12 protein-coding genes and 1 tRNA gene are annotated in these 12,446 nt (G+C 70.8%); 11 read left to right on the top strand and 2 right to left on the bottom strand.

What is annotated here, in order from left to right:
• Position 1 precedes the first annotated feature (1 nt).
• Positions 2–544: a TetR/AcrR family transcriptional regulator gene (locus tag AB6V31_RS07640; protein WP_056230649.1), complete on the bottom strand. Its 543-nt coding sequence runs from the start codon at positions 542–544 to the stop codon at positions 2–4.
• Between the two features lie 79 nt (positions 545–623).
• On the opposite strand from AB6V31_RS07640, the gene AB6V31_RS07635 reads away from it, so the two are divergent.
• The 5 genes from AB6V31_RS07635 (at position 624) to AB6V31_RS07615 (ending at position 6,637) form a co-directional block, all read left to right on the top strand.
• Positions 624–2,162, top strand: coding sequence for an MFS transporter (locus tag AB6V31_RS07635; RefSeq protein ID WP_056230651.1), 1,539 nt, complete (start codon positions 624–626; stop codon positions 2,160–2,162).
• A gap of 24 nt (positions 2,163–2,186) precedes the next feature.
• Positions 2,187–3,236, top strand: coding sequence for a 3-isopropylmalate dehydrogenase (locus tag AB6V31_RS07630; protein WP_369364892.1), 1,050 nt, complete (start codon positions 2,187–2,189; stop codon positions 3,234–3,236).
• Positions 3,237–3,290: 54 nt separating this feature from the next.
• Positions 3,291–4,397, top strand: coding sequence for a branched-chain amino acid aminotransferase (locus AB6V31_RS07625; RefSeq protein WP_074695141.1), 1,107 nt, complete (start codon positions 3,291–3,293; stop codon positions 4,395–4,397).
• A 223-nt stretch (positions 4,398–4,620) separates the two neighbouring features.
• Positions 4,621–5,388 (top strand): fumarylacetoacetate hydrolase family protein, encoded by a 768-nt coding sequence (locus tag AB6V31_RS07620; RefSeq protein WP_369364890.1) that lies wholly within the window; start codon positions 4,621–4,623, stop codon positions 5,386–5,388.
• Positions 5,381–6,637: an MFS transporter gene (locus AB6V31_RS07615; RefSeq protein WP_369364889.1), complete on the top strand. Its 1,257-nt coding sequence runs from the start codon at positions 5,381–5,383 to the stop codon at positions 6,635–6,637. The genes AB6V31_RS07620 and AB6V31_RS07615 overlap by 8 nt, the downstream gene beginning before the upstream one ends.
• A 97-nt stretch (positions 6,638–6,734) precedes the next feature.
• Here the strand turns inward: AB6V31_RS07615 and AB6V31_RS07610 are convergent, their stop codons facing one another.
• Complete coding sequence (locus tag AB6V31_RS07610; RefSeq protein ID WP_369364887.1) at positions 6,735–7,823, bottom strand: aminotransferase class V-fold PLP-dependent enzyme; 1,089 nt, start codon at positions 7,821–7,823, stop codon at positions 6,735–6,737.
• Between the two features lie 80 nt (positions 7,824–7,903).
• Here AB6V31_RS07610 and AB6V31_RS07605 point away from each other — a divergent pair, with 80 nt between their 5' ends.
• The 6 genes from AB6V31_RS07605 to AB6V31_RS07580 all read left to right on the top strand — a co-directional run bounded on the left by AB6V31_RS07605 (position 7,904) and on the right by AB6V31_RS07580 (position 12,446).
• Positions 7,904–8,866, top strand: coding sequence for a LysR family transcriptional regulator (locus tag AB6V31_RS07605; protein WP_369364885.1), 963 nt, complete (start codon positions 7,904–7,906; stop codon positions 8,864–8,866).
• Positions 8,867–8,876: 10 nt separating this feature from the next.
• The gene (gene gltX / locus AB6V31_RS07600; RefSeq protein ID WP_369364883.1) at positions 8,877–10,385 is read left to right on the top strand and encodes a glutamate--tRNA ligase; all 1,509 of its coding nucleotides are present in this window, start codon (positions 8,877–8,879) and stop codon (positions 10,383–10,385) included.
• 235 nt (positions 10,386–10,620) lie between these two features.
• Positions 10,621–10,692 (top strand) — tRNA-Gln (locus AB6V31_RS07595).
• Positions 10,693–10,799: 107 nt separating this feature from the next.
• A complete protein-coding gene (locus tag AB6V31_RS07590) occupies positions 10,800–11,723 on the top strand; it encodes a PHB depolymerase family esterase (RefSeq protein WP_369364881.1) in 924 nt (307 codons plus the stop codon).
• Positions 11,724–11,750: 27 nt separating this feature from the next.
• Positions 11,751–11,933, top strand: coding sequence for a hypothetical protein (locus AB6V31_RS07585; RefSeq protein WP_056230670.1), 183 nt, complete (start codon positions 11,751–11,753; stop codon positions 11,931–11,933).
• A 90-nt stretch (positions 11,934–12,023) separates the two neighbouring features.
• Positions 12,024–12,446, top strand: coding sequence for a hypothetical protein (locus AB6V31_RS07580; RefSeq protein WP_156371727.1), 423 nt, complete (start codon positions 12,024–12,026; stop codon positions 12,444–12,446).

Below are 12,446 nucleotides of genomic sequence, written 5' to 3'. Positions count from 1 at the left end.
TCTAGGTCGCCGCGGCGACGACGCGGGCGATGAGCGCGTCGAGGTCGGCGCCCTCGAGGGCCGGGCCGGGGAGGGCGTTGAGGTCGAGGACGGCGTTGAAGTACAGCCCGTCGCTGACGAGCAGCACCATCTGCAGCGCCGTCTCGTCTCGCGTGTGCGCACGGAGGCTGTCTTCCCAGAGCTCGCGGACACGACGGAGGGAAGCCGAGGCGGCGTCGCTGCCGTTCTGTGCGAGGCGGGACACGGCGAGGATGGTCACGTCGAGGGGGGAGCCGGTGTTCTGCGAGGAGCGCAGGTGAGCTGCGACCACGCCCTCGTCGGATCGCTCGATCTCGGCGACGTCCTCTTCGGCGAGCCTCTCCAGCCGCTCGACGAGGGCCGCTTCGAGAGCGCTCTTCGAGCCGAAGTGATAGAGCAGGCCGCCCTTCGACACGCCCGCACCGCGCGCGGTGGCATCCATCGTCGCGGCGCGTTCGCCCTCGTCGACGAGGATGCGGCTGAAGGCGTCGAGGACGGCTTCGCGGGCGAGAGGGGGACGGCTCATGACTCCTCGATCGTACTGGCGGCGGTCGGCATTGCTCTGATACTATACCGGCTGGACGGTTAAGAAACGGATTCGCACAATGCTCACCTCGTCGTTGCCCACCTCGGAGATCACCGTGACGCGTGCCGGTTGGCGCGGGTGGTTCGCGCTGGCCGTCCTCATGCTGCCGGTGCTTCTCGTGTCGGTCGACAACACGGTGCTGAGCTTCGCGCTCCCCGAGATTGCCCTGTCGCTGCAGCCCTCGAGCATCGAGCAGCTGTGGATCATCGACGTCTACCCCCTCGTCCTCGCCGGGCTCCTCGTCACCATGGGCACCCTGGGCGACCGGTTCGGGCGTCGCCGCATGCTCCTGATCGGGGCGACCGGTTTCGCGGCGGTGTCCGCGCTGTCGGCGTTCGCGCCCACCGCGGCCCTGCTCATCGCCGGCCGCGCGCTCATGGGCGTGTTCGGCGCCATGCTCATGCCCTCGACCCTGTCGCTGCTGCGCAGCATCTTCCGCGACCGCGACCAGCGTCGCATCGCCATCGCCGTGTGGGCGTCCGGCTTCTCGGCGGGAGCGGCACTCGGTCCGATCGTCGGTGGCTTCCTCCTCGAGCACTTCACGTGGGGCTCCGTCTTCCTCATGGCGGTGCCGGTGCTGGTTCCGCTGCTGATCCTCGCGCCGTTCTTCGTGCCCGAGAGTCGCGACCCCCACCCGGGCCGATTCGACCCCGTGAGCGTGCTGCTGTCGCTGGCGACCATGGTGCCGATCGTCTACGGCATCAAGAAGCTCGCCGTCGACGGCCCCCTCTCGCTCGCTCCCGTGCTCTTCGTCGTCGGGGTGGTCTTCGGCTGGCTGTTCGTCCGGCGCCAGCGACGCCTGGCCACGCCCATGCTCGACATGACACTGTTCCGTCAGGGCACGTTCTCGGGCGCGATCCTGGTCAACCTGCTCAGCGTGGTGGGGCTCGTGGGCTTCCTCTACTTCGTGGCTCAGCATCTGCAGCTGGTCGTCGGGCTGTCGCCGATGGTCGCGGGCTTCGCCCTGCTGCCCGGGCTCGTGCTCATGATCATCTCGGGCCTCGCGGTGGTCGCGGTCGCCAAGCGCTTCCCGGCGCGGGTCGTCGTGCCCGTCGCCCTGTCGTTCTCGGTGGTCGCCTACGTCATGGTCGCGCTCTCGACGGCCGATCTGACGCTGCTGATCATCGCGTTCGCGCTGCTGGGCATCGGTATCGGGGCGGCCGAGACCGTTTCGAACGAGCTGATCCTCTCCAGCGCTCCCTCGGCGAAGGCCGGCGCGGCCAGCGCGGTCTCCGAGACCGCGTACGAGGTGGGAGCCGTCCTCGGCACGGCGGTGCTCGGCGGCATCCTCGCCGCCTTCTACCGGGCTCAGCTCGTGTTGCCCGCGGGACTCCCGGATGCCGCGGCCCAGGCCGCCCGAGAGACGCTCGCCGGGGCCGTCGCGGTGTCGAACACGCTGGACGACGTCGCCCTGGCCGACGCCCTGCGTCTCGCCGCCGCGCACGCCTTCGACTCCGGGGTCGTGATCACGGCGCTCATCGGAGCGGGTCTGATCGTCGTGGCCGCGGTCATCGCTGCCACTACCCTGGGAGGATCCCGCAGCACGTCGAAGAAGTGACGTGCCCGAGCTCTGAGGAGAGCGATGTCGCGTGTCGTGAAGCTGGCCGTCATCCCCGGTGACGGCATCGGTCCCGAGGTCGTCACCGAAGCCGTGAAGGTGCTCGACGCCGTCACCGACGCGTCGGACGTCACGTTCGAGAAGACGCCGTTCTCGCTCGGTGCCGGGCGCTACCTCGAGACGGGTGACACCCTGACCGACGACGATCTCGCCGCGATCGCCGCACACGACGCGATCCTGCTCGGCGCCGTCGGGGGAGTCCCCGGCGACCCCCGCCTGAAAGACGCCAACATCGAGCGCGGTCTGTTGCTGAAGCTCCGTTTCGAACTCGACCACTACGTCAACCTGCGGCCCTCGAAGCTCTACCCCGGCGCCGCGGGCCCGCTCGCCGACCCGGGCGACATCGACTTCGTGGTCGTCCGCGAAGGCACCGAGGGGCCGTACGTGGGCAACGGCGGTTCGATCCGTCGCGGCACCGCGCACGAGGTCGCCAACGAGACCTCGGTGAACACCGCCTTCGGGGTCGAGCGCGTCGTCCGCTACGCCTTCGCCCTCGCCGAACGCCGTCGCCACAAGCTGACGCTCGTGCACAAGACCAACGTGCTCGTCTACGCCGGCGGCATGTGGAAGCGCATCGTCGACGCCGTGGCGCAGGAGTTCCCCGGGGTCGACATAGACTACCTGCACGTCGACGCGGCAACCATCTTCCTGGTCACGAACCCGAGCCGTTTCGACGTGATCGTCACCGACAACCTCTTCGGCGACATCCTCACCGACCTGGCCGGCGCCGTCACCGGAGGCATCGGCCTCGCCGCTTCGGGCAACATCAACCCCGACGGCGCTTTCCCCTCGATGTTCGAGCCCGTGCACGGATCGGCGCCCGACATCGCGGGATCCCAGAAGGCCGACCCCACGGCCGCGATCCTCTCCGTCGCCCTCCTGCTCGATCACCTCGGGCTCACCGACGAATCCGCCCGCGTTACCCGCGCGGTCGAGGACGACATCGCGAACCGCGACGGGGTCCGCACCACCGCCCAGATCGGCGACGCCATCGCCGAGCGCGTCCGGGCGTAACCTGGACCGATCGGCGAGCATCGCCCCCGGCACTCGACAAGCTTTGGACAACGAATGACCACCATCGACACCGATCCCGACACCGGACTCGACCCGCTCGAGTTCGCCGTCACCCGCAACCTCGCGGCCAAGAGCGCCACCGACCGCGATGCGATCCTCGCCAACCCCGGCTTCGGGCAGAGCTTCACCGACCACATGGTCGACATCTGCTGGTCTGTCCGCGGCGGCTGGCACCGCCCGCGCGTCTCGCCCTACGGACCCATCTCGCTCGACCCGGCGGCCGCGGTGCTGCACTACGGCCAGGAGATCTTCGAGGGCATCAAGGCCTACCGTCACGCCGACGGCTCGGTCCACACCTTCCGCCCCGACCAGAACGGCCGCCGCCTGCAGCGCTCGGCCCGTCGCCTGGCCCTTCCCGAGCTGCCCGTGCCGTACTTCCTGCAGTCGCTGCGCGAGCTCATCGCCGTCGATGGCGCATGGGTGCCCTCCGGCGACGATCAGAGCCTGTACCTGCGTCCGTTCATGTTCGCGAAAGAGGCGTTCCTCGGCGTCCGCCCCGCGCACAAGGTCGCGTACTACCTGATCGCCAGCCCCGCCGGCGCCTACTTCAAGGGCGGCGTGCAGCCGGTGTCGATCTGGCTCAGCGAGGACTACTCCCGAGCCGGCAAGGGCGGCACCGGAGCAGCCAAGACCGGTGGCAACTACGCCGCGAGCCTGCTGCCGCAGTCCGAGGCGTACGAGAACGAGTGCGACCAGGTCGTCTTCCTCGACCAGGACCGCAACGTCGAAGAGCTCGGCGGCATGAACGTCGTGTTCGTCTACAAGGACGGCTCGATCGTCACCCCGCAGTCCGACTCGATCCTCGAGGGCATCACGCGCGACTCGATCCTGCAGCTCGCTCGTGACCGCGGCCACCACGTCGAGGGACGCAACGTCTCGCTCGACGAGTGGCGCCAGGGCGTGGCATCCGGAGACATCGTCGAGGTGTTCGCGTGCGGCACCGCCGCGGTGGTCACCCCGATCGGCATCCTGAAGGGCCGCGACTTCATCGACGAGCAGCCGACCGGCACCCTCGCGCTCGAGCTGCGCGAAGAGCTCACGAACATCCAGTACGGCCGCGCCGAAGACAAGCACGGCTGGCTGTACCGCCTCGACGCCTGACCCGCGTCGTCTCACGGAGGGGTTCCCGGATGCCGGGGGCCCCTCCGTCGCTTGTGCGGGGTCGCGGCCCATCCGCGGCCCGAGCGCCCGGTGATCCACGCATGAACGCGACGCGCGCGCTGAAACGCGTGCCGCCCGTGTTTCTCGGCGAGGGGCGTCTTCACCCGGGGAGAGGGACGGGGGTGGCCCCGCGCGTGTCGGAGGCCGCGGATAGGCTGGCACGGTGAAGATCGCTCGTTTCAGCCACCAGGATGCCCTTCGCTACGGGATCGTCGACGACGGCGAGCTCGTGGTGCTCGCCGGAGACCCGATGTTCGCCGGATTCGACACGACGGGGGAGCGCATCCCCCTGTCCGAGGTCGCGCTGCTCGCCCCGGTGATCCCGCGCTCGAAGGTCGTCTGCATCGGCAAGAACTACCACGACCACGCCGCCGAGATGGGCGGGGAGGCACCCGCCGAGCCGCTGATGTTCCTCAAGCCCAACACCTCGGTCATCGGCCCGAACGATCAGATCGTGCGCCCGACGAAGCTCAGCTCGCGCACCGACTACGAGGGCGAGCTGGCCGTCGTCATCGGTCGCATCGCCAAGAACGTCCCCGCCGAGCGCGCGGGCGAGTACATCTTCGGCTACACCGTCGCCAACGACGTCACTGCTCGTGACCTGCAGGCCACCGACGGCCAGTGGTCCCGCGCCAAAGGCTTCGACACGTTCTGCCCCGTCGGCCCCGTCATCGAGACCGACCTCGACCTGAAGGCCGCGTCCATCACGACGCGCGTGAACGGCGAGGTGCGTCAGCAGGGCCCCGTGTCCGACATGATCCACGACATCCCCGCCCTTATCGCCTACGCCAGCGCCGTGTTCACCCTGCTCCCGGGCGACCTGATCCTCACCGGCACGCCGGCGGGCATCGGCTCGTTCGACGCCGGCGACGTCGTCGAGGTCGAGGTCGACGGCATCGGGGTGCTGCGCAACACCGCGCGAGATGCCTGAGATCCCGACGCCCGCGGGCGTCGATCTCGCCGCCACTCAGCGCCGGACGGTGCGGGTGCTCGCGGCGGGGCAGGTGCTCACGGGTGTCGCGTTCGGGGCGACGCTGTCGCTCGGGGCGTTGCTGGCCGCCGATCTGTCGGGTCAGGAGGCGTTGTCGGGCTTCGCGACGGCATCGGTCACCCTGGGCGCGGCGCTCACCGCGATCCCGCTCGCTCGACTGGCCGGCCGCCGAGGTCGGCGTGTCGCCCTGACGACGGGCAACATCGCCGCGCTCCTCGGCATCGCGGTCGTGATCACCGCGGCGGCGCTGCGCGCGTTCCCCCTGCTGTTGGTCGGCATCGCCCTGATCGGCGCCGGCAACGCGGCGACCCTGCAGTCGCGGTTCGCCGCCACTGACCTCTCCACGACCTCGCGCCGCGGGCGCGACCTGGCGACCGTGGTGTGGGCGACGACGGTGGGCGGTGTGGTCGGGCCCCTGCTCCTGGCACCGGGTGAGCTCATCGGCGCGAGCGTGGGCATGCCTCCGCTCACGGGGGCGTACCTGTTCTCGTTCGCCGCGCAGGTCTGCGCCTTCGGGCTGTACGTGCTCGTGTTGCGCCCGGATCCGCTGCTGCTCGCCCAGCGCCTCGACCGCGAGCGCACGGCATCCGCCACCGCTCCCGCCCCCGAGGCCGATCGTCCGTTGACCGCCCGCTTCGCGATGCTCGCGGTCGCGGCCTCGCACGTCACGATGGCGTCGGTCATGGCGATGACTCCGGTGCACCTCTCGCACATCGTCGCTTCGGATGCCGTGACCCTGGCCGTCGGCGTCACGATCGCCCTGCACGTGTTCGGTATGTACGGGCTGTCGCCGCTGTTCGGCGGGCTGGCGGACCGGTGGGGGAGGATCCCCGTGATCCTGCTGGGGCAGGTGCTGCTGGCCGCATCGCTCGCTGTGGCCGCCGCCTTCTCGGACACGCAGGGCGGAGTCCTCGTCGCCCTCGTTCTGCTCGGGCTGGGGTGGAGCGCGGCGACCGTGGCGGGCTCCGCGCTGTTGACCGAAGCCACACCCCTCGCCCTGCGTCCTCGACGTCAGGGCCGCAGCGACACCCTCATGACCGCGTGCGCGGCGGTGGGTTCCGTGCTCGCCGGAGTCATCCTCGGCCTCGTCGGCTACGGCGGACTCGCGCTGTGGGCGTTCGTGCCGGTCGCGCTGGTGTGCGCGGGGGCGGTCGTCGTCGGGTCCCGCCGGCCGATACCCGCCGCGTGAGGTACGGGGCGTGTCGCTTCGAGCCCCGTCCTCGTGACGGTCCTCGGTGGCTCACGCGTCAACGCGCCGCCGGGTGAGCCGACGGGCGTGGGGCGCCTCAGATCGCGTAGACCAAGCCGTCGAAGGCCGAGAGGTCCTCGCCGCCGCGGACGCCGAGCGCGTGCAGAGCCCGGTCGACGTCGAGTTCGTCGTTGAACACGTGGAATGCCACGCGGGCTCGACCCGCGCGCCCCGACGCCGTGATCCCGTGGGCGGTCAGTTGGGCGAGGGCTTCACCCGTGGCATCCGGCCAGGTGACGATCGCCGAGGGGCGCTCGGGGTGCTCCAGGCCGAGGCCCTCGCGGAAGCGTGCCGCCAGGCCCGTCACGTGCGCGTAGGTCGCCGTGATGTCGGTGTCGGCGAACAGGGCGAGCGCGGGGGCGGCCCCCACGAACGCCTGCCACGCGGGCGAGACGTCGAAGCGGCGGGCATCGGCGGCGAGGGTGCCGCCCGTGCCGTAGCAGGACGACCACGGGTCGTCGCCCGCGTACCACCCGGCCTGCACGGGCCGGATCTCGCTCGCGAACGCGGGCGTGATCGTGAGGAAGGACACGCCGCGGGGGCAGCAGAGCCACTTGTAGGCGTGACAGACCGTCGCGTCGAACATGGTCGCGTCGACGGGGAGCCACCCCGCGGCCTGGGTGAGGTCGCACAGGGTGCGCGCTCCGGCGCGGGCGGCCGCGGCGGCGATGCCCGCGGCATCCGCGACCTCTCCGGTGGCCGACTGCACGAGCGAGAAGGCGACGAGCCAGGTGTCGGGGGAGACGGCGGCGGCGAGTTCCCGAAGGGGAGCCGTGCGCAGTCGCACGCCCCGGCCCGCGTGGGCGAACGGGGCGACGAGCGACGAGAAGTCGCCCTCGGCGCACAGCACTTCGGCGCCGTCGGGCACCGAGGAGGCCAGCAGCGCCACCTGGACCGACGTCTGCGAGCCGATCGCGACGTCGCTCACCGGGGAGCTCACGAGACGCGCGTACGAGGCTCGAGCCTCTTCGACGGCCAGGGACGCAGCGACGACGTCGGGTCGACCGGATGCCGCCGACTCGAGGTCGGCGCGGACCGCGGCCACCGTGGCGCGCGAGGGCAGGCCGAGGGTGCAGGCTGCGAGGTAGTCGCGGCCGCCGGCGAAGTGCGATGCGAGGCTGCTCATGAACCCAGGATCTCGCCGCGCGTGTCATTGCACCAGAACAGGTGTTGCATGAAAACCATCACGTCTGCTTATGTATGCCCATGGTCGACATCGACGACTCCCTCGACGCGAACGCCCTGCGGGTGGTCAAAGCCATCGCCGACACCGGGTCGATCACGGCCGCCGCCCGAGCCCTCGGCTACAGCCAGCCCGCGGTGAGCCAGCAACTGCGGCGGCTCGAACGACGGGCCGGGATGCCGATCGTCGAACGCGTCGGCCGAGGCGTGCGTCTCACCGAGGCCGGGTCGATCCTCGCCCGTCACGCCGCCGCCGTGACCACGGCCCTCGACGCCGCAGCCGGGGATCTCGCCGAGCTCCGGGGACTTCGCGCCGGCCGGGTTCGCATCGCCGCCTTCCCCTCCGCATCGTCGACCGTGGTGCCGCGCGTGATCGCCGCCGTCACCGCGCGCCGCCCGGGCGTCTCGATCAGCTTCGTCGAGGCCGAGCCGCCCGAGGCCATCGCCGCCGTGCGCGAGAACCGTGCCGACATCGCCCTCACCTACAGCTACCCCGGTGATCGGCGCGAACATCTCGAGTCCGCGGCATCCGGTCTCTCGTCCCGCCCCATCGGCGACGACGACACCGTCGTGGTCGTGCCCACCGGTCACCCGGCCGCCGCGCACGACCCCATCGACCTGTCGCAGCTCGCGGGGGAGCGATGGATCGCGGGCTGCCCGCAGTGCCGCGGGCACCTTCTCGAAGCGTGCGGCCGGGCCGGGTTCACGCCCGACATCGCGTTCGAGACCGACAACTTCATCGCCGTCGAGAATCTGGTCGCCCAGGGGGTCGGCATGGCGATCCTGCCGCGGATGGCGGTGGCGTCGCTCCCGATGCTCGCGGGCATCGCGGCTCCTCGACTGCCCGCGGCCGAGGCGCGCACCCTGCACGTCGTGACCGCGCGGGGGGCCGAGCACGTGCCCGCGGTCGGAGCGGCGTTGGAGGTCATGGGCGAGGTGCTGGCCGATCACCTCCGGCACTCGGGAAGCGACACCGCCCGCCGGTAGGATCGAGGGGATGTCTGCCACGCCCGATCCCCGCACCACGACCGCCACCGGCGCCGATGTTCGCGTCCGCTTCTGCCCCTCACCCACGGGGCTGCCGCACGTCGGTCTCATCCGCACCGTCCTGTTCAACTGGGCCTACGCCCGGCACAACGGCGGCAAGCTCGTCTTCCGCATCGAAGACACCGATGCCGCGCGCGACAGCGAGGAGAGCTACCGGCAGCTCCTCGAGGCGCTGCGGTGGATGAACATCGACTGGGACGAGGGTGTCGAGGTCGGCGGACCCCACGCTCCGTACCGTCAGTCGCAGCGCCACGAGATCTACCGCGAGGTGCTCGACAAGCTCATCGCCGCGGGTGCGGTGTACGAGAGCTACTCGACCGCCGAAGAGATCGACGCGCGCAACGAGGCCAACGGCCGCGCGAAACAGCTCGGCTACGACAACTTCGACCGCGACCTCACGGACGAGCAGAAGGCCGCCTTCCGCGCCGAGGGTCGCGAGCCCGCGTGGCGCGTGCGCGTGCCCGACGAGGACCTCACCTTCGTCGACCTCATCCGCGGCGAGGTCACCTTCCCGGCCGGGTCGTTCCCCGACTTCGTGATCGTGCGCGCCGGCGGCATCCCGCTCTACACGTTCGTGAACCCCGTCGACGATGCGCTCATGGGAATCACCCACGTCATCCGCGGCGAAGACCTCATGCCCTCGACCGCTCGTCAGCTCGCGCTGTACCGCGCGCTGCTCGACGCCGGCGTCACCGACTTCCTGCCGCGCTTCGGCCACATGCCGCTCGTGCTGGGCGAGACCGGCAACAAGAAGCTCTCCAAGCGCGACCCGCAGGCCGACCTGTTCCTGCAGCGCGAGAAGGGCTTCATCCACGAGGGCCTGCTCAACTACCTCTCGCTGCTCGGCTGGTCGCTCGCGAGCGACCGCGACGTGTTCTCGCTCGACGAGATGATCGCCGCCTTCGACATCGCCGACGTGAACCCGAACCCGGCGCGCTTCGACCAGAAGAAGGCCGAGGCCATCAACGGCGATCACATCCGCATGCTGGATGCCGATGACTTCGCGACCCGGATCGTCCCCTACCTCGCGGGGGCGGGCTTCATCGCGGAGCAGCCCAGCGAGGAGCACCGCGCGATCATCGCCCAGGCGGCTCCGCTCGTGCAGGAGCGCGTGCAGCTGCTGGGCGAGGTCCCCGGCATGCTCGGCTTCCTCTTCGTGTCCGAGGTCGACTACGCCGAGGATGCGCTCAAGGGTCTGCCCGCGAATGCGGCGGAGGTGCTCGCGGCATCCGTTCGTGCCCTCGAGGGTGTCGACGACTTCACTGCCGCCGCCGTGCAGGAGGCCCTGTCGACGGCCCTCGTCGAAGAGCTCGGGCTTAAGCCCCGCGTCGCCTACGGCCCGCCGCGCGTCGCGCTGACCGGCCGCCGCATCTCGCCGCCGCTGTTCGAATCGATGGAGCTGCTCGGCAAGGCCGAGTCGATCCGCCGCCTCGAGGCGCTGGTCTCGCACCTGGGCTGAGACGCCCCCCGATCCCCGTGGCCTTCCGGTCGCGGGGATCGCGCGTTCTCGAGCGCGCGGTGGCGCCCGACGCAGAGGATGCGACGCGGATCGGTGAGCGAACCTCCGTCGTCGGCGCGGCTGGCGACGAGTCACCCGGGACGCGCCCGGGACGCGCCGAGCGGGGCGCCGGTTTGGCGCAGGGCTCCGCGTCACGTAAGATTGATCCTCGGCACGAGTTACGGCTCGAAGCCATTGGGGTATGGTGTAATTGGCAACACGGCGGTTTCTGGTTCCGTTGTTCTTGGTTCGAGTCCAGGTACCCCAGCTCTGTGAAAAGGCCCGGTGATCGGAAGATCCCGGGCCTTTCGCGTACCTCGCGCCGCGGCGGTGAGCGGCTCCGGGCCATCGAGGTGCGAACCGTAGGATGACCGGATGCGCCCCCGCGTCCCTTTTCTCGTGGTCGTCTCGCTCGTGACCGTGCTGATGGCGGGCTGCAGCGCCTCGCCCGCGGCTCCGCGAGAGGCCAGCCCCACATCGACGTCGGCGTGCGCCGCGGCTTCGAGTCTCCCCTCGGGCGAGACGACACGGCTGTCGTTGACCGTCGCGGGCGAGGACCGCCTCTTCGACGTCCACGTGCCCGCCGGCCACGACGGCACCACACCGTCGCCGCTCATCCTGGGGTTCGCCGGGTATCGCGCGCCGGTCGGCGAACTCGAGCGCGAGGTCGGATTGAACGACAGCGGTGCGGTGGTCGTCTACCCTCAGCCCGCCAGTTCCGCCGTCGGCACAGGCTGGCAAGGAGCGCCGTACTCGTCCGGCGCCGATGACGTGGCCTTCACCACGGCGGTGCTCGACGACGTGGAGTCGCGTCTGTGCATCGACACCGCGCGCGTGTTCGCGGCGGGAATGTCCAATGGCGGAGGGTTCGTCTCGCTGCTCTCGTGCGCTCTGCCCGAGCGCATCGCCGCGTTCGCGGTGGTCTCGGGAGCCGTGTACCCCGCGACCAACCCACCGTGCCCGGATGCCCGGCCGGTCCCCGTCATCGAGTTCCACGGCACCGCCGACGACGTCATCCCCTACGACGGCGGCACCCGCCACGACGCCGGGGTCGTTCCGGTGACGCTGTGGCTGTCGCAACTCGTGGCCCGCAACGGGTGCACCCCCGAGCCACGGTCGGAGACGGTCTCCACGGGGGTCGAGAAGCAGAGCTGGACGGGATGCCGGGACCATGGCGCCCTCGTGCACTACCGGATCGACGGGGGAGGGCACGTGTGGCCCGGCGCCCCGGGGTCGGGCGAACACGTTGACGCGACGACCCTGATCGAAACCTTCTTCACCGCTCACCCTCTGCCGTGAACGGCGGATCGGCGAGAGGATGGCTCCATGGGACTCTTCGTACAGCGACCCGAGGAACCGAGCGAGTGGGCCGGGCTCCCCGGCGAACCGGCGCGGCCGAAGACCCGGGCCGAACTCCTGCCCGACGATGAGCACCCCGCGGCCGTTCCCGGGCTGCTCGACCTCGGCGGTTCTTCGGTGACCTCGGTCGAGATCCCTCTCGGCGACTAAATCCGGCGCGCTCGGCGCGATCAAAGACTTCGCGGGTTAGCATCCGAGCGGGGACGCACGATGTCTCCCTCCTCGCGGAAGAAGGTCCTCGTGAAGCGCTCCCTCGCTCTTCGGCTCGCCCTGGTCGTCACGGCCGGCGTCCTGCTCGCGGGCTGCGCGCCCGCGGCATCCGACACTCCCGTCGCGCCCGCGGCGGACGCTCCGAGTCCCGCCGCGTCGGTGGACGACCAGGCCTTCGCCCCCACGGTCGTCTCTCCCGAGGACCTCGACGGCAAGGACGCGACCGTGAAGATCGGCACCTCGCTCGTGCTCGCGGTCCCCGACGGCACCGAGGCCGAATGGACCGGGTCGACGGCCGACGTGGCGATCGCCGACTTCTCCCCGGGAGGGCCTTCCGAGGGTTCGGTGTTCCGCCCCGGCTTCCTGCCGCACGAGATCGGTCAGACGGCGGCCACCCTCACGGGCCCGGACGGCAAGACCCTCCGCTTCACCCTCTCCGTCATCGCCCCCTGA

It is taken from the genome of Microbacterium sp. 16-032 (assembly GCF_041079455.1).
Classification (GTDB): domain Bacteria; phylum Actinomycetota; class Actinomycetes; order Actinomycetales; family Microbacteriaceae; genus Microbacterium; species Microbacterium testaceum_A.
Note: the sequence above shows the minus strand (reverse complement) of the source record. Positions and strands in the feature narration are given on the sequence as shown.